This window comes from Citrobacter sp. Cpo142 (genome assembly GCF_030332425.1).
Lineage (GTDB): Bacteria > Pseudomonadota > Gammaproteobacteria > Enterobacterales > Enterobacteriaceae > Citrobacter > Citrobacter portucalensis.
This window is the reverse complement of sequence record NZ_JAOWHW010000126.1, coordinates 357,887-373,861: the sequence shown is the minus strand read 5'-3', so window position 1 is coordinate 373,861 and position 15,975 is coordinate 357,887. Positions and strand designations below refer to the sequence as shown.

General features: G+C 52.3%; 17 protein-coding genes. 8 read left to right on the top strand and 9 right to left on the bottom strand.

Features of this window, described 5'->3' with window-relative positions; translation table 11 throughout:
* Nucleotides 1–121 precede the first annotated feature (121 nt).
* The 5 genes from pheP to OGY18_RS16720 all read left to right on the top strand — a co-directional run bounded on the left by pheP (nt 122) and on the right by OGY18_RS16720 (nt 6,187).
* Nucleotides 122–1,516 (top strand): phenylalanine transporter, encoded by a 1,395-nt coding sequence (pheP, locus tag OGY18_RS16740; protein WP_008784036.1) that lies wholly within the window; start codon nt 122–124, stop codon nt 1,514–1,516.
* A 179-nt stretch (nt 1,517–1,695) separates the two neighbouring features.
* Nucleotides 1,696–2,937 carry an MFS transporter gene (locus tag OGY18_RS16735; RefSeq protein WP_284969590.1) on the top strand — a complete coding sequence of 414 codons (1,242 nt, stop codon included), beginning with the start codon at nt 1,696–1,698 and terminating at the stop codon, nt 2,935–2,937.
* 15 nt (nt 2,938–2,952) lie between these two features.
* Nucleotides 2,953–3,981, top strand: coding sequence for a sugar phosphate isomerase/epimerase family protein (locus OGY18_RS16730; RefSeq protein ID WP_286553680.1), 1,029 nt, complete (start codon nt 2,953–2,955; stop codon nt 3,979–3,981).
* Nucleotides 3,978–5,129 carry a Gfo/Idh/MocA family protein gene (locus tag OGY18_RS16725; RefSeq protein WP_286553678.1) on the top strand — a complete coding sequence of 384 codons (1,152 nt, stop codon included), beginning with the start codon at nt 3,978–3,980 and terminating at the stop codon, nt 5,127–5,129. The genes OGY18_RS16730 and OGY18_RS16725 overlap by 4 nt, the downstream gene beginning before the upstream one ends.
* A gap of 77 nt (nt 5,130–5,206) precedes the next feature.
* Nucleotides 5,207–6,187: a LacI family DNA-binding transcriptional regulator gene (locus OGY18_RS16720; RefSeq protein WP_003831159.1), complete on the top strand. Its 981-nt coding sequence runs from the start codon at nt 5,207–5,209 to the stop codon at nt 6,185–6,187.
* Between the two features lie 3 nt (nt 6,188–6,190).
* Here OGY18_RS16720 and OGY18_RS16715 read toward each other — a convergent pair whose 3' ends face one another.
* The 4 genes from OGY18_RS16715 to OGY18_RS16700 all read right to left on the bottom strand — a co-directional run bounded on the left by OGY18_RS16715 (nt 6,191) and on the right by OGY18_RS16700 (nt 9,223).
* Nucleotides 6,191–7,435 carry a mechanosensitive ion channel family protein gene (locus tag OGY18_RS16715; RefSeq protein WP_003831160.1) on the bottom strand — a complete coding sequence of 415 codons (1,245 nt, stop codon included), beginning with the start codon at nt 7,433–7,435 and terminating at the stop codon, nt 6,191–6,193.
* A gap of 65 nt (nt 7,436–7,500) precedes the next feature.
* Nucleotides 7,501–8,154: an oxygen-insensitive NAD(P)H nitroreductase gene (gene nfsB / locus OGY18_RS16710; protein WP_003831162.1), complete on the bottom strand. Its 654-nt coding sequence runs from the start codon at nt 8,152–8,154 to the stop codon at nt 7,501–7,503.
* A 119-nt stretch (nt 8,155–8,273) separates the two neighbouring features.
* Nucleotides 8,274–8,642 carry an MmcQ/YjbR family DNA-binding protein gene (locus OGY18_RS16705; RefSeq protein WP_008784040.1) on the bottom strand — a complete coding sequence of 123 codons (369 nt, stop codon included), beginning with the start codon at nt 8,640–8,642 and terminating at the stop codon, nt 8,274–8,276.
* The gene (locus OGY18_RS16700) at nt 8,642–9,223 is read right to left on the bottom strand and encodes a TetR/AcrR family transcriptional regulator (protein ID WP_149281865.1); all 582 of its coding nucleotides are present in this window, start codon (nt 9,221–9,223) and stop codon (nt 8,642–8,644) included. Before OGY18_RS16700 ends, OGY18_RS16705 begins: the two co-directional genes overlap by 1 nt.
* Nucleotides 9,224–9,413: 190 nt before the next feature.
* Here OGY18_RS16700 and OGY18_RS16695 point away from each other — a divergent pair, with 190 nt between their 5' ends.
* Nucleotides 9,414–10,526, top strand: a complete 1,113-nt coding sequence (locus OGY18_RS16695) for an MBL fold metallo-hydrolase (RefSeq protein ID WP_008784042.1) — start codon at nt 9,414–9,416, stop codon at nt 10,524–10,526.
* Nucleotides 10,527–10,543: 17 nt separating this feature from the next.
* Entirely contained in the window at nt 10,544–10,885 is a 342-nt protein-coding gene (locus OGY18_RS16690) for a RamA family antibiotic efflux transcriptional regulator (RefSeq protein WP_003021996.1), read from the top strand.
* A gap of 22 nt (nt 10,886–10,907) precedes the next feature.
* Here OGY18_RS16690 and OGY18_RS16685 read toward each other — a convergent pair whose 3' ends face one another.
* Complete coding sequence (locus OGY18_RS16685; RefSeq protein ID WP_148362285.1) at nt 10,908–11,156, bottom strand: DUF1158 domain-containing protein; 249 nt, start codon at nt 11,154–11,156, stop codon at nt 10,908–10,910.
* Between the two features lie 67 nt (nt 11,157–11,223).
* Entirely contained in the window at nt 11,224–12,342 is a 1,119-nt protein-coding gene (locus tag OGY18_RS16680) for a YbdK family carboxylate-amine ligase (protein WP_286553675.1), read from the bottom strand.
* Nucleotides 12,343–12,484: 142 nt separating this feature from the next.
* Between OGY18_RS16680 and OGY18_RS16675 the strand changes: the two genes are divergently transcribed.
* Nucleotides 12,485–13,189, top strand: coding sequence for a GNAT family N-acetyltransferase (locus OGY18_RS16675; protein ID WP_286553673.1), 705 nt, complete (start codon nt 12,485–12,487; stop codon nt 13,187–13,189).
* Nucleotides 13,190–13,231: 42 nt separating this feature from the next.
* Here the strand turns inward: OGY18_RS16675 and OGY18_RS16670 are convergent, their stop codons facing one another.
* From OGY18_RS16670 to OGY18_RS16660, 3 genes are read right to left on the bottom strand one after another with little or no spacing between them, the layout of a single operon-like run.
* A complete protein-coding gene (locus tag OGY18_RS16670) occupies nt 13,232–14,017 on the bottom strand; it encodes an SDR family oxidoreductase (protein ID WP_003831169.1) in 786 nt (261 codons plus the stop codon).
* Between the two features lie 35 nt (nt 14,018–14,052).
* Nucleotides 14,053–14,850: an SDR family oxidoreductase gene (locus OGY18_RS16665; RefSeq protein ID WP_003831170.1), complete on the bottom strand. Its 798-nt coding sequence runs from the start codon at nt 14,848–14,850 to the stop codon at nt 14,053–14,055.
* A gap of 53 nt (nt 14,851–14,903) precedes the next feature.
* Nucleotides 14,904–15,971: an ABC transporter permease gene (locus tag OGY18_RS16660; RefSeq protein ID WP_003831171.1), complete on the bottom strand. Its 1,068-nt coding sequence runs from the start codon at nt 15,969–15,971 to the stop codon at nt 14,904–14,906.
* Between the last annotated feature and the right edge of the window lie 4 nt (nt 15,972–15,975).

Sequence of the window (15,975 nt, the reverse complement as noted above, 5' to 3'; positions counted from 1 at the left end):
CCCGAGCCTCGGTGCGTTGGGCAAGGAAGCCCGGCGCATCCAATCGATTATTGCGCCTTGCGACAACCAGGTTGAAATGTTAAAAGAAGCCCCTTCAATAAAAACGACACAGGGGAAGGGCGTGAAAAACGCGTCAACTGCATCTGACACCAGCGTGTCTGATGCCGCGTCAACGAATGAGCCGACGCTTCAGCGGGGGTTGCAAAACCGCCATATTCAGTTAATTGCACTGGGCGGTGCAATTGGTACCGGCCTGTTTTTGGGCATTGGCCCGGCGATTCAGATGGCGGGACCTGCGGTGTTACTGGGTTACGGTGTTGCCGGGATCATCGCTTTTTTGATTATGCGTCAACTGGGCGAAATGGTAGTGGAAGAACCCGTTTCCGGATCCTTTGCCCATTTTGCCTATAAATACTGGGGACCGTTCGCGGGTTTTCTCTCCGGCTGGAACTACTGGGTGATGTTTGTGCTGGTCGGCATGGCGGAACTGACAGCGGCCGGGATCTATATGCAGTACTGGCTGCCCGATGTCCCGACCTGGATTTGGGCCGCGGCATTCTTCGTGATCATCAACGCCGTCAATCTGGTCAACGTACGCCTGTATGGCGAAACGGAATTCTGGTTCGCGCTGATTAAAGTGCTGGCTATTATCGGCATGATTGGTTTTGGTGTGTGGATGCTGTTTTCCGGTAACGGCGGGGAACATGCAAGCATCGATAACCTGTGGCGTTACAACGGCTTTTTTGCTACCGGCTGGAACGGATTAATTCTGTCGCTGGCGGTGATTATGTTCTCCTTTGGCGGGCTGGAGCTTATCGGAATTACTGCCGCAGAAGCGCAGGATCCGCAAAAAAGCATTCCGAAAGCGGTAAACCAGGTGGTGTACCGTATTCTGCTGTTTTACATCGGTTCTCTGGTGGTGCTGTTGGCTCTGTACCCGTGGGTGGAAGTGAAATCCAATAGCAGCCCGTTCGTGATGATTTTCCATAATCTTGACAGCAACGTGGTGGCTTCTGCGCTGAACTTTGTCATCCTGGTGGCTTCGCTGTCGGTGTATAACAGCGGCGTCTACTCTAACAGCCGTATGCTATTTGGTCTCTCGGTTCAGGGGAACGCGCCGAAGTTCTTAACCCGCGTCAGCCGTCGCGGCGTACCGGTGAACTCACTGATCCTTTCCGGTGCTATTACGTCGCTGGTGGTACTCATCAACTATGTGCTGCCGCAAAAGGCCTTTAGCCTACTGATGGCGCTGGTGGTGGCGACGCTGCTGCTGAACTGGATTATGATCTGCCTGGCACATCTGCGATTCCGCGCGGCGATGCGTCGTAAGGGACGTGACACGCAGTTTAAAGCGCTGCTATATCCGGCAGGGAACTACCTGTGTATTGCTTTCCTTGGCATGATTCTGGTGCTGATGTGTACGATGGATGAGATGCGCCTGTCAGCTATCCTGCTGCCAGTGTGGATCCTGTTCCTGTTTGTTGCCTTCAAACTGCTGCGTCGTAAGTCCCGCTAAGTTTCTACCGATCTTGTTATTACCGATCCCATCGTCAGGATGGGATCGGATCCTCACTCAACGTTTATCGTGACCGTTCTCGCAATTTTGTTGCTGCTGACAGGATCTTTATTTTGTAATCGATTACTTTTCTATTGAATCTATTTTGTAATCGATTACTTTTTAAGTGTGGGGCAAAAATGGTGTCAACAACCGAAAGTAGTGGAAAACAGAGCGTACAGTACCGGCTGCTGGTGCCCCGGCTGTCGCTAATGATGTTCTTACAGTTCTTTATCTGGGGAAGTTGGTCCGTCACGCTGGGGCTGGTGATGAGCCAGCACAACATGTCGCTGTTGATTGGCGATGCGTTTTCAGCCGGGCCCATTGCCTCTATTCTGTCGCCATTCGTCTTAGGGATGCTGGTAGACCGCTTTTTTGCCTCGCAAAAGGTGATGGCGGTGATGCACCTTGCTGGCGCGGCAATCCTGTGGTTTGTTCCGCAGGCATTGATGGCGCAAAACGGTGCACTGTTGATTGGTCTGCTGTTTGGCTACACGTTGTGCTACATGCCAACGCTGGCGCTTACCAACAATATTGCTTTTCATAGCCTGTCGGATAAGGACAAAACCTTCCCTGTGGTACGGGTGTTTGGCACCATTGGCTGGATTGTCGCGGGGATCTTTATCGGTGTAACCGGAATTTCGGACACCACCGGCATCTTTACGCTGGCGGCGATTATCTCTGTGATTCTGGCGCTCTACAGCCTGACGCTGCCCAACACGCCTGCACCGGCGAAAGGACTGCCGGTGAAAGTTCGTGATCTGTTTTGTGCGGATGCTTTTGCCTTACTCAAGGTCCGTCACTTTTTTGTCTTCTCGCTCTGCGCGACGCTTATCTCTGTACCGTTGGGAACCTATTACGCGTATACCGCGTCGTTTCTTGCTGATGCGGGCGTCGGCGACGTCAGTACGGCGATGTCGTTTGGTCAGATGTCTGAAATATTCTTCATGCTGGTGATCCCGTTACTGTTCAGACGTTTGGGCGTGAAATACATGCTGTTAATCGGGATGTGCGCCTGGTTCGTGCGTTATGCCTTCTTTGCCCTCGGCATCAGCGAAGAGGGCCGATTCCTGCTGTATCTCGGCATTCTGCTGCACGGTGTGTGCTATGACTTCTTCTTCGTGGTCGGCTTTATTTACACCGATCGTATCGCCGGGGAAAAAGTAAAAGGTCAGGCGCAAAGCATGATCGTCATGTTTACCTATGGGATCGGTATGCTGCTGGGCTCGCAAATTTCAGGCGCACTTTACAACCGGCTGGTGGCGGGGCAAACCGTGCCTCAGGCGTGGACTACATTCTGGTGGATCCCGGCAGTCGCTGCCGCAGTGATTGCCGTGATTTTCCTTTTCTCTTTCAAGTATGACGACAAAGAGCAGGCGTAATTTTCAGGAGGGGTTATGAAAACCATCAAGGGACCTGGCATTTTTCTGGCGCAATTTATCGGGGATCGCTCGCCATTTAACACCCTGGAGGGCGTGGCAAAATGGGCGGCGGAGCTGGGCTATAAGGCATTACAAATCCCGTGTAATCACAAGTCGCTGTTTGATGTCGAACAAGCTGCTGTAAGTCAGGCCTATTGTGATGATATTCGCGGAATGCTGGCCGGGCATGGGTTAGTGATTAGCGAATTATCTACCCATCTTGAAGGTCAACTGGTTGCCGTCCATCCGGCTTATGATGACGCTTTTGACGGATTTGCTCCGCCGTCTGTACGCGCTAATCCGCAGGCCAGACAGGCGTGGGCCATCGAAACCTTACACCAGGCTGCTGCGGCTTCACAAAGACTGGGGCTGACGGCACATGCCACGTTTTCAGGTTCGCTCGCATGGCCTTTCTTTTACCCGTGGCCACCGCATAATCGTCAGCGCTTTGAAGAGGCTTTTCTGGAGCTGGCACGTCGCTGGAGACCGATTCTCGATCGCTTTGATCATCATGGGGTGGATGTTTGCTTTGAGATCCATCCCGGCGAAGATCTGCATGATGGCGTGACGTTCGAGCGTTTTCTGGCACTGGTTGATAATCATCCTCGCTGCAACATTCTCTATGACCCGAGCCATCTGTTATTGCAGCAGATGGATTACCTTGGGTTTATCGATGTCTACCACTCGCGTATTAAAGCGTTCCACGTCAAGGACGCTGAGTACCACGCCAGTAGCCGCAGCGGTGTCTATGGCGGCTATCAGCCGTGGCTCGATCGCGCTGGGCGTTTCCGTTCCCTGGGGGACGGGCAGGTTGATTTCAAATCGATCTTCAGCAAGCTCACACAATATGATTTCCCTGGCTGGGCGGTACTGGAATGGGAGTGTTGCCTGAAAGACGCGCAAACCGGGGCGCGTGAAGGGAGCGATTTTATACGCCGCCATATTATTCCGGTTTCTGCACGCGCATTTGATGATTTCGCCGCTGGCGATGAGGTACGCAAATGATACAGGTTGGCATTATTGGCAGCGGATTTATTGGGCCTGCACATATTGAGGCATTGCGTCGACTCGGCGGTGTGAACGTGGTGGCGCTCTGTGATAGCTCGCTGGCGGTTGCCCAGGAACGCGCAGATGCTCTTCATATTCCTCATGCGTACGGCAGCGTTGAGGCGCTGCTGGCGCATCCCGGACTGCGGGTAGTGCATAACTGTACGCCGAATCATCTGCATGCCGACATCAATCGGCAGATTTTACGCGCGGGCCTGCACGTGTTTTCAGAAAAGCCGCTGTGTATGACGACGGATGAGGCTCGTGAACTGGAAACGCTGGCACAGCAGGCGGGAGTGGTGCACGGCGTGAGCTTTGTCTATCGCCAGTTTGCAATGGTGCAGCAGGCGGCCAGTATGGTCAGAAGCGGCAGCGTGGGCCGTCTGTTTGCCGTTCAGGGGAGCTATTTGCAGGACTGGATGCTGCTGGAGACTGACTACAACTGGCGGGTCGATGCCGCACAGGGTGGGGATTCGCGGGCGGTAGCGGATATCGGTTCGCACTGGTGTGATACGGTGCAATTCGTGACTGGAAAACGTATTGTCGAGGTGATGGCCGATTTGGCTATCGTCTGGCCGGTACGTAAAGCCAGCATTGCCAGTAACGCTACGTTTGGCCAGCAAACGGCTGATGTGCAATTTGAGGATAAAGCGGTTACGACGGAAGATCGTGGATCGGTGCTAGTACGTTTTGATGATGGCAGCAAAGGCTGCTTTAGCGTTTCGCAGGTGAGTGCAGGGCGCAAGAATCACCTGAGCTTTGAAATTAACGGTAGCCACTGTTCACTGCACTGGGATCAGGAAACGCCGCAACAGCTTTGGGTCGGGCACCGTCAGCAGGCGAACCAGATCCTGACGGACGACCCTGGATTGATGAATGCTGATGTAGCTGCCAGTGCGCACTTTCCGGGCGGGCATATTGAGGGCTGGCCGGATGCGTTCAAGAATATGATGCAGCAGTTTTATCAGGCTGTGTTGGCAGGCAAAATGCCCGCGACGGCAGAGCGTCGATTTGCGTCTTTTTCTGATGGTGCGGATGTGATGTATATCATTGATGCAATTATAAAAAGCCATCAGCAGCAGCGTTGGATATCAGTACAGCGCTAAACACGCATCCGGTTCGCCAGTCGGCGATTTTATGGTAGCCTCAACGCAAAGCGTAAACCGCAGGATGTGTCGTCGTTATGTCTATTCAAAAAATCGCCCAGCTTGCCGGTGTGTCGGTGGCGACGGTATCGCGTGTGCTGAATCACAGTGATACCGTCAAAGCCAAAAATCGCGAGCGTGTGCTACAGGCTATTAAAGAAAGCAATTATCAGCCCAACCTGCTGGCGCGTCAGCTGCGTACGGCACGTAGTTCGATGATTTTGGTGATGGTTTCCAACATTGCCAACCCTTTTTGTGCAGAGGTTGTTAAAGGCATTGAAGAGGAGGCGGAGAAGAATGGCTATCGCATTTTGCTGTGTAATTCCGGCTCGGATACAGCCCGCTCAAAATCGGCGTTGAAGCTCCTGTCGGGGAAAATCGTCGATGGCATTATCACCATGGATGCATTCTCAAAATTACCGGAACTGACTACGCTGATTGGCGATGCGCCCTGGGTTCAGTGCGCGGAATATGCTGACAAAGGCGCGGTTTCCTGCGTGGGGATTAACGATGTTGACGCCGCACAGTCGGTGATATCTCACCTGGTGGATAAGGGCTACCGACGAATTGCCTTAATCAATCATGACCTGAGTTATAAATATGCTCGTTTGCGCGAACGCGGCTATAAAGCGGCGCTGCATGCATTGTCGCTTGAATATCAGGCTGTGGAATATGCCAGTGAATTAAGTTCCAGTGCAGGAATTGCGGCGATGAAAACACTACTTGCCGCAGAGGTGAAACCCGACGCGGTGTTTGCCGTATCGGACACGCTAGCCGCTGGTGCGATGCGCGCTATTTTCGATGCCGGATTACAGATCCCGCAGGATATCGCCGTTGTTGGTTTCGACGGTACGGAACTGGCAGAAATGGTTTCTCCACAGCTTTCAACCATTGAGCAGCCCTCACGGGATATAGGCCGCAAAGCGGTAGGATTGTTGCTGAATAAAATAGAAAATCCTGACGCGCAGACGGAAAGGGTGATGATGGACTGGCGCTATATTTCACGCGCCAGTACCTGAGCTTTATCGCTGAAACGCGCCAGACAGCGCGCGAATATCGTTTCCGGTAGGCGACTGATGAATGCGCAAGCCAAACTCTTCGACTACGGCAAATATATGGTCGAAGATATCAGCCTGAATACTTTCATATTCCAGCCAGACCACCGTATTGGTAAAGGCATAAATTTCAATCGGTAAACCATGATCGTCTGGCGCAAGCTGGCGCACCATTAATGTCATATCTTTGCGAATACGCGGATGATGACGCAAATACTCATTCAGATAAGCGCGAAAGGTGCCAATGTTCGTCATCCGGCGGTGATTCAAGACCGATTCAGGCGCATCTAATTGCTGATTCCACTCGCTGATTTCCTGGTGACGTGTGGTTAAATACGGTTTCAGCAGGTGGGCTTTATGCAACCGCTGACGCTCATCCTCATCAAGAAAATGGATACTGGTGGCATCAATGCTGATGCTGCGTTTAATTCGCCGACCACCCGAAGCCGACATTCCGCTCCAGTTTTTAAAAGAGTCTGATACCAGTGACCAGGTTGGGATCGTGGTGATGGTGTTATCCCAGTTGCGCACTTTGACGGTGGTTAAGCCAATATCGATAACAGCACCGTCTGCGCCGTATTTCGGCATTTCCAGCCAGTCGCCAAGCTTTAACATATCGTTGGCGGAGAGCTGTATTCCGGCCACCAGTCCGAGAATTGGATCTTTAAATACCAGCATTAACACGGCGGCCATTGCACCCAAACCGCTTATCAGTATTGCCGGTGACTGGCCAATCAGCAGGGAAATCATCAATATTCCGACGAGGATTGCGCTGATTAGCTTGATGCCCTGGAATATGCCTTTTAGCGGCAGTTGCGACGCAGCAGGGAGTTTTTGTGACAGATTGAGAATAACGTCCAGCAGAGAAAACAGTGACAGCAGGGCGTACATCATGATCCACAGCTGTGCGCAGGTTACTAATATTTCTGCGGCTTCGCTGCCTTTCTGTAGCCAGAGTGCAGCCTGTATATTGACAATGATACCCTGCAGGGTGAATGCCAGCCGGTGAAATAACTTGTTCTGCGTGATGATTTGTAGCCACAGGCGGGAGCTGGCGTTGGCGCGCTTTTCAAATGCGCGTAGTACCACCCAGTGCAAAATAACGTGAACAATAATGGCGGTGATAAAAATAATGCCAAAAATCATCACCAGCGAGGTGGTGTGATTTATTTCAATGCCGAGTTCTTCTACCTGAGATATCAATTCCTGCATAATGTCTCCTTAATAAACAGCGGTCTATGATGACCGCTGTGCGGAGCTTATGCAAATGCGGAGGATTAGACTTCCGTCAGCGTCGTTTCCAGCGGCAGACGAGATTTCGGCAGCGCGGCGTTGAAATCTTCTACGCTGTGATGACCCACCGGAACCACCACTACGCTGGTGAAACCTTTCTCTTTCAGGCCAAATTCTGCATCCATGACTGCTGAATCAAAGCCTTCGATCGGCACAGCATCCAGACCCATCGCCGCAACGCCCAGCAGGAAGTTACCGACGTTCAGGTACACCTGTTTTGCCATCCAGTGGTTGTCATCTTTCAGTTCTTTGCGATGCATGTCGGCAAAGAAAGTGCGGCCTTTGTGGTTTGCGGCTTTCGCTTCAGGCGTGGCGAAACGACCATCGCTTTCTTCTTGATCCACCACGCGTTCCAGCCACGCATCGTCCATCGCCGTTTTGGCGCAGAACACCACGACGTGGGAAGCATCCAGCATTTTACGTTCGTTGAATACAAAGCCGCCGGCTGCGGATTTAGCCACACGCGCCTTACCTTCGTCAGTGCTGGCGACAATAAAGTGCCATGGCTGAGAGTTGGTGCTGGACGGGCTAAACTGCAGCAGCGTTTTTAATTTTTCGGCCTGCTCAGCGGTCAGTTTTTTATTCGGATCGAATGCCTTAGTGGAGTAACGTTTTAAGGCGACAGAAACAATATCCATAACTACTCCTGGTGATTTTTCATACCCTGCGGGTGCGTTTTGTTTCAGCAGGGTACAGGGTTAGCAGGAAAAAGATAAGACAGGAAAATGCAAAAACACTTATCGGGGTTAGCGATAAATCAACCTGGACGCAGGCGTTTTTGATCCCGCTTCGGCAAGCCGTCGACGACGCGGTGCCAGGAATCATTCACCAGCTCTGCCAGTAATGACTCGGTAATATCGTCACCAGGATAGACCGAGATCCAGTGCTTTTTATTCATGTGATAGCCGGGCTTAATGCTGGGATAGATCTGCTGGTTTAACAGTGATTTTTGCGGATCGGATTTCAGGTTAATAAGCGGCCGTCCGCGAAGCTCCGTGACCAGCATAAAAATTTTACCGCCAACCTTGAAGACATCGTATTCCGGGCCAAATGGCCAGCAGTGTTCGGTAAAAGGCAGTTCAAGCGCAAGGCGTTTCGCACAGGCAGGTAGGGTCTGGCCGTCCATTATTGTTCCTCGCGGGTCAGTGCTCGCCACATGGCTTCAAATCCCATCGAAATATAGTCATTTGCGCGGGCAGCGTCGCGGGCGGCGAACTCCATGGTGGTTTCTGCCAGAGAAAGAAACAGCGCGTCGCCAAAGGCGCGATATTCGTCAGACATAAACTCGGGTCGTACGGAACGATGACAAAGATCGCGCAGTTCCGGGAACATATCGTCAGCCTGCTGTTCTGTTTCTTTGCTGATTTTCTCGCTAACGGCTAACTGGCGAATCGTGCGATGCCCGCAGGTGTGGTTCAGGCCCCAGCTAATGTAGCTGTTCCAGATGTAGTGAGTCATGGATTTGGCATCGGTCACTGAGCGATCCAGATTTGCCATCATCGACTGACAAAGGTCTTGCTTTAAAAAGAGGTAAAGCTCGTTGATCAAATCATCTTTGGTTGCGAAATAGCGAAACAACGTTCCCTCCGCAACCCCTGCATTGCGGGCTATCACGGCGGTAGACGCCGCAATACCTGATTGTGCAAATGCTGTGGTTGCAGCTTCCAGTAATGCCAGTTTTTTGTCTTCACTCTTCGGACGAGCCACTACACTTTACCCTTAAGTCTGTAAAAAACATGATTGAATCACGGCGATTGCTGCGCCGCAACGGCGAATGTCAAAGATTGAAAATCATCTTGACGGAGAACTTTCGATTTCTATAATGAGTGCTTACTCACTCATAATCAAGAGTCAGTCGCGCAAACCAGCGGAAAGGGGGCGCGTTTAAGGTCAGGATATGAAGCGTCTCACAGTTTGTGTGGTTGTTATTATGCTTATTGCCGCAGCTGCAAGTTTACCGTTTGTACTCAATGCCGGGTTTGGTCAGGCACCGCAAGGGGCACAGCTGAGTCAGGTTGAACAGTCACCGCACTATCGTGATGGACAGTTTCATAACCAGGTGCCGACACCGGGCTATACCGGCAACAAAGGTATGCTGGCGGCCTGGTGGGAGTTTCTGGTCGCTAAGCGTGAAAATGCACGTCCAGCGCAGCCGTTACCTATGGTCGCGACCGATCTCGCCGGGCTTTCGCCGCAGCAGGATACCCTGGTCTGGCTGGGCCACTCTTCGTGGTATTTACAGCTGGCGGGTCAACGTATCCTGATTGATCCGGTGTTCAGCAATTATGCCGCACCGTTCTCGTTCCTGAACAAGGCCTTTGCCGGTGATTATCCATGGACTGCGCAGACGATGCCGGAGATTGATTTGCTCATCATCTCCCACGATCACTATGACCATCTGGATCTCGCCACTATCAAGGCGCTAATGCCAAAAATTAAGCGGGTGATTACACCGCTTGGCGTCGGGTCGCATCTGCGTTACTGGGGAATGCGCAGCGAGATAATCGAAGAACGGGACTGGAATCAGTCCGTCAGAGTGACGGATTCGCTGATCGTTCATGTGCTGCCTGCTCGTCATTTCTCGGGACGCGGTATCAAACGCAACCAAACGCTATGGGCGAGCTTCATGTTCGAAACGCCGGAGCAGAACGTTTATTACAGCGGCGATTCCGGCTATGGACCGCATTTTAAAGCCATCGGCGAGCAGTTTGGCTCTGTCGATTTGGCGATTATGGAGAACGGTCAGTATGACCAGGACTGGAAGTTTATTCACATGATGCCGGAAGAGACGGCGCAGGCTGCGGCAGATCTACATGCGAAGGCTGTGTTGCCAGGGCATGCCGGCCGTTTCGTTCTGGCGAAACATACCTGGGATGATCCATACAAACGACTGGCGCTTGCCAGCCGTCATCAGGATTACCGACTGCTGACGCCAATGCTGGGTGAACCGGTAATACTGTCCGAACCGGACCAACCGTTTACGGCCTGGTGGCAACAGGTGACTCAATGAATACAGGGGAGAGCATGATGACGATTTCTGCTCAGGTAATTGATACGATTGTTGAATGGATTGATGATAATTTGAATCAGCCATTGCGCATTGATGATATTGCACGCCATGCGGGATATTCCAAATGGCACCTGCAGCGTCTTTTTATGCAGTACAAAGGCGAAAGTCTTGGGCGTTACATCCGCGAGCGCAAGCTGCTGCTGGCGGCGCGCGATCTACGCGATACCGACCAGAAAGTGTACGACATCTGTTTGAAATACGGATTCGATTCGCAGCAGACCTTTACGCGTATTTTCACCCGTACGTTCAGCCAGCCGCCGGGAGCTTATCGCAAAGAAAATCATAGCCGAACGCATTAACAGCAGAGGGGTTCTCGCGGGCCTAATCCACCAGCGAGAACCAGCGCCGCCAGATGAAGCGCAGCACCAAATATTCAATCACGCCTAGCAGTAAAAACCACAGGCAAAACAGCAAAGTATAAAACTGATTGAGATCCATCAGATGAAAAATGGCGACGAGTTTTTGCGCCAGCACCAGGCCAAGCGAGGGGGCGGGCAGCAGCAGGCAAGACAAAAAAGCCAGTAGCAGGATCCCTGCGACAGTCATCAGTGATTCAAGCGGGTGTTTCATGACATTGTTAAACTTGAGTTAAAAAGCTATTGTCCGGGATCTCAGCGGGCAACGCAAATACCCACGCTTACAACCCCGCCCAAATCTCACAATGTTTTTTCACCAGGCCACTCAGTGACCCGCCTTCGGCGACAAAGTCACGCATGTTTTGTGCTTCATCATGACCATTTTTAACCTGCAGATGTATAGCTTCAATCGCGCTGGTTGCGCCCACTTTACCCGCAGAGGTAGCGATATTCTCCAGTAATCGCAATGTGTCTTCTGACAGGCGGCAGCCGTCGCCGGTATTGACGTCGGTGACGATTCCCGCCATACCAAAGCGACAGGCCTGAAAACGATTGAATTTATACAACAGGTAATCACGCTCATGGTGTTTGAACGGGCGTTTGGTGAGTAACCAGTGGGCGGTAGCCTGAATAAGTCCTGCCATATTGACCGCATGATCAAGGGTCAGCGGCGTATCCATTACCCGAACCTCTACCGTGCCAAAGTGCGGGCTGGGGCGGATATCCCAGTGTAAATCTTTAATGCTATCAATCATGCTGGTGTAAGCCAGTCGACGGAATAGCCCCTCGAATTCCTGCCAGTTATTCACCCATGGCATCGGGCCATTATCGGGAAATCCGGAGAAAATATTCAGGCGCGCGCAGGCAAACCGCGTGTCGGACGTCTGCATATAAGGTGAGGCGGCCGAGAGCGCAATAAAATGGGGGACAAATCGCGACAGGCCGTGTAGCAGGTAAATGGCATCATCGCCGTTTGCGCAGCCGATATGCACATGTTGGCCGAATACCGTCGCTTGCTGGATAAGATAGCCAAAATTTTCCAGGTTGCGCCGATAGCGTTCGTCATCGCAGACTTCCTGACGTTGCCATTTTTGAAATGGATGTGTGCCACCGCCACAAATGGCGAGGTGATGCTCTGCAGCAACTCGCATAATTATCTGCTGCATAGCGGACAATTCAGCATCAGCATGGTCGATATTTCGGCAAACTCCGGTCGCCATCTCCAGCATACTTTCGGTGATATCGTGCTTCACTTCTCCGGCGGTGAGCTGCGGTTTTACGGCGTCAATCAGCCGGGAAGAATCCTGACTCAGGTCGTAACCTGGCGGATTGACCACCTGCATTTCCAGTTCAATGCCTAACGTAAAAGGGTCGGAAACATGAAAATCAGGTAGTGGCATAAGGCTCTCTTCCGCGTTGATTTTTAATCAGTATAGAAGGACTGCTGATTTTCTGTTCGTCGTCAAAATCACCCTTGCGACGCTTTGAAGGTGTAATGGCCAGTGTTATAACTATTTTTTACTTCGCTACTGGGGTTGAATCGTGCCGGAAATAAATCTTTATGGGCAGACCGTCGGCGATGTCGTGCCGGACTGGAATGGCGTTGCCGTACTGCCACGGGAAACGCTGATAGGGCAATATTGTCGACTGGTTCCCTTGGATGCCGACAGCCATGCCGCCGATTTGTTTGATGCTTACGCGCAGGCGCCGGACGATCGCGACTGGACCTGGCTTGCAAGCTCTCGCCCCACAAGCGTCGAGGCCGCAGTTTGCTGGGTGCAGGGGAAAGTTACTGATGCATCTCTGGTTCCCTATGCCGTCATTGAACAGCGTTCAGGACGAGCTGTCGGACTGGTGTGCTTTATGGCGATTGAACGAGAGCACGGTTCGGTCGAAATTGGTCATGTGACCTGGTCACCGCGTATGAAAAATACGGTTCTTGGCACCGAAAGCATCTGGCTGCTGCTGCGCCAGGCATTTGCGTTGGGCTATCGTCGCGTGGAGTGGAAATGCGATTCTCTGAACACCGCTTCTCGACGGGCAGCGGAACGCCTTGGGTTTATCTTCGAAGGTCGCTTTCGCCAGAAGATTGTGCGCAAGGGGCGTAATCGCGACAGCGACTGGTTATCAATGATTGATAGCGAATGGCCCCAGTGTGACGCCGTGTTACAGCGCTGGTTGGCCGCAGGGAACTTTGATGAACACGGGCGGCAACGAAAAACGCTGGCTGCCTGTAGCCGCGAATAAATTAACGCCCGCAGCTAACAATGGCTGCGGGCGTATTGCTGTTTACCAACAGATAAATCCGCCATCTACAACCAGGTCTACACCGGTGCAAAATGAAGCGGCATCGCTGGCCAGAAAGAGTGCCGGGCCCGCCATCTCTTCCACTTTTGCCATGCGCTGAATTGGCGTCTGGCTTTCAAACTCCCGCGTCTGATGAACCATTTCCGGTCGAGTATTCATCGGCGTGGCGGTATATCCCGGGCTGATGGAGTTCACGCGTATTCCTTTTCCAATCCACTCCATCGCCAGGCTTTTCGACAGATGAATCACCCCCGCCTTAGCGCTATTGTAATGGGCTTGTTCAAGGCCTCGGTTAACAATAATCCCGGACATGGATGCGATGTTAATAATCGAGCCACCACCGGATTCCAGCATCAGCTCGGCTTCGGCTTTACAGGAATTCCACACGCCAGTGAGGTTAATGTCGATAACGCGCTGCCACTGCTCGCTTTCCATTTCCAGCGCAGGGTTGGCGTTGGCAATGCCTGCGGCATTGACCGCAATATCCAGACGACCAAAGCGTTCCTTCGCCAGGGCTACCGCGGCGCGAAGGTCGCTAAGCTGGCGGACATCGCCCGTATAGAGCGCAGCCTGGGCGCCAATAGCGGTGATAGCATCAACGGTCGCGTTCAGCCCGCCGTCTTCGCGCAAATCAAAACAGATCACGTGCGCGCCCGCGCTGGCAAGTGCGCAGGCGATAGTCTGACCGATGCCGCTACCTGCGCCAGTAACGAAAGCGACGCGCCCCTCAAGATTAAACAGTTGTTGAGCAAAATCTTTTGTAATCATAGTGATGACTCTCTTAACAGATACCCTGGTGGGCATTAAGACATAATCAGGCCGCCATCGATGTTGATGGTTTGTCCGGTGAGATAACGCGCATCGTCAGAGGCGAGAAAAGCGACCAGTCCGGCGACATCCTCAGGTTTGCCCGCGCGTTTCATGGGGATGCCTTTAACCCATTCCGCCATCAGTTCACCTTTGCCATAGCGTTTTTCATCTGTGCTGAGAATTTCGCCCCAGACACGATCGTTGTAATCCCACATTTCGCTTTCGATTATCCCTGGGCAAAAGGCGTTGACGGTGATATTCCACGGTGCCAACTCATGCGCCAGGCTTTGCGTAATACCAATTACGCCCATCTTGCTGGCGGCGTAGTGTGGGGTATAGATGAAACCCTGGCGTCCCTGACCGGAAGAGGTATTAATCAGACAGCCCTGGTTTTGCTTAACCATATATTTTGCTGCTTCCCGACAGCAGAGCCATACGCCAGTGGTATTTACGGCGAGGACTTTTTCGAAATCGGCTTTCGGCATGCGGTCGAAATAGTCGATGGTGATAACACCCGCGTTTTGAATCGAGACATCAATGGTGCCGAAGCGCGCTGCGGCCTGCTCGTACAGAGATTGCACCTGCGCCTCATTGGTGACATCCACCTGCAAAGATAAAATATCTGCCTGATAGCGCTGACGAAGCTGTTCCGCTGTTTCGTGGACGCGCTCTGCATTAGATACCATCACCAGGTTTGCGCCGTCGCGGGCAAAACGTTCGGCGATACCTGCGCCAATCCCTCGACAAGCACCAGTGATGACAATTGTCTTACCATGAAAATCACGTTGCATATTTTTATCCCCTGTATAGGCCGGGCAAAAGATGCCCGGCGGAATGTTGCTGCTTAACTGGATACGGTATTTACTGAAGGTGCTGCCGCCAACTTTTCTTCATGGCGACGCATAAGAATGACTTTGTTCTGCAGCTTTTGCTGGAACTGATCGACAACAACGGCGGTGACGATAACCACACCTTTGATAACCATCTGCCAGAAGTCGCTGACGCCCATCATCACCATGCCATCGGCGAGGAAGACAATTACGAAGGCACCGATAATGGAGCCGGAGACGCGTCCGCGTCCTCCCGCGAGCGCAGTTCCGCCCAGCACAGTTGCGCCAATGGCATCCATCTCAAACATATTGCCGGTCATCGGATGTGCGGTTTGCAGTTGTGAAGCCACAATCAGCCCAACAAAAGCGGCACACAGGCCGGAAAAGGCGTACACAAAGATCTTCGCTTTTACGATAGGGACACCCGCCAGACGTGCGGCTGACTCGTTCCCTCCAATCGCGTAGATATAGCGGCCAAGTGGGGTTTTGGTGGTTACCCAGTAGCCCAGCAGCAGGAAGGCAATCATCAGCCAGATAGGGAGATAAATCCCCAACAAAGTACCTGAACCCAGCGTGGCAAAACCGGTATTGCCCAGCGCGTCCATGCCGTTAAGATTTGGGTAAGTGCTGCCGTCGTTAAACAGAAGAGCAGATCCTCTGGCAACGTACATCATGCCGAGCGTACAGATAAACGGCGCAACGCCGAAACGCGTGATGACGGCACCGTTGACAAAACCAACGACAACGCCGAAGAGGGCAACACAGATTATGACCTCTGGTACGTTGAAGAAGATGATGTTGCCACCCCAGATGGGCAGACCGTTGGTAAGCAAGGCGCCTGCAACCATGCCGCAAATACCCGCTACCGCCCCGACGGACAGATCGATACCGCCAGTGAGTATCACCAGCGTCATACCAATTGCCAGTAAGCCCGTGATGGCGACGTGCTGGGTCATGATCAACAGGTTAGAGGTGGTCAGGAAATTAGGTACCATCACGCTAAAGAATGCGATAACCAGCAGCAGTGCGATAAACGTTCTGGCCTTCAGGAGGTACATATAAATCATATATTTCTGGTTCATGATG

What these genes read in the sequence shown, in the direction of transcription:
- OGY18_RS16735 (WP_284969590.1), top strand. Translation starts at nt 1,696, where the DNA reads ATGGTGTCAACAACCGAAAGTAGTGGAAAACAGAGCGTACAGTACCGG.
- OGY18_RS16730 (WP_286553680.1), top strand. Translation starts at nt 2,953, where the DNA reads ATGAAAACCATCAAGGGACCTGGCATTTTTCTGGCGCAATTTATCGGG.
- OGY18_RS16725 (WP_286553678.1), top strand. Translation starts at nt 3,978, where the DNA reads ATGATACAGGTTGGCATTATTGGCAGCGGATTTATTGGGCCTGCACAT.
- OGY18_RS16720 (WP_003831159.1), top strand. Translation starts at nt 5,207, where the DNA reads ATGTCTATTCAAAAAATCGCCCAGCTTGCCGGTGTGTCGGTGGCGACG.
- OGY18_RS16715 (WP_003831160.1), bottom strand. Translation starts at nt 7,435, where the DNA reads ATGCAGGAATTGATATCTCAGGTAGAAGAACTCGGCATTGAAATAAAT.
- nfsB (WP_003831162.1), bottom strand. Translation starts at nt 8,154, where the DNA reads ATGGATATTGTTTCTGTCGCCTTAAAACGTTACTCCACTAAGGCATTC.
- OGY18_RS16705 (WP_008784040.1), bottom strand. Translation starts at nt 8,642, where the DNA reads ATGGACGGCCAGACCCTACCTGCCTGTGCGAAACGCCTTGCGCTTGAA.
- OGY18_RS16695 (WP_008784042.1), top strand. Translation starts at nt 9,414, where the DNA reads ATGAAGCGTCTCACAGTTTGTGTGGTTGTTATTATGCTTATTGCCGCA.
- OGY18_RS16690 (WP_003021996.1), top strand. Translation starts at nt 10,544, where the DNA reads ATGACGATTTCTGCTCAGGTAATTGATACGATTGTTGAATGGATTGAT.
- OGY18_RS16685 (WP_148362285.1), bottom strand. Translation starts at nt 11,156, where the DNA reads ATGAAACACCCGCTTGAATCACTGATGACTGTCGCAGGGATCCTGCTA.
- OGY18_RS16680 (WP_286553675.1), bottom strand. Translation starts at nt 12,342, where the DNA reads ATGCCACTACCTGATTTTCATGTTTCCGACCCTTTTACGTTAGGCATT.
- OGY18_RS16670 (WP_003831169.1), bottom strand. Translation starts at nt 14,017, where the DNA reads ATGATTACAAAAGATTTTGCTCAACAACTGTTTAATCTTGAGGGGCGC.
- OGY18_RS16665 (WP_003831170.1), bottom strand. Translation starts at nt 14,850, where the DNA reads ATGCAACGTGATTTTCATGGTAAGACAATTGTCATCACTGGTGCTTGT.
- OGY18_RS16660 (WP_003831171.1), bottom strand. Translation starts at nt 15,971, where the DNA reads ATGAACCAGAAATATATGATTTATATGTACCTCCTGAAGGCCAGAACG.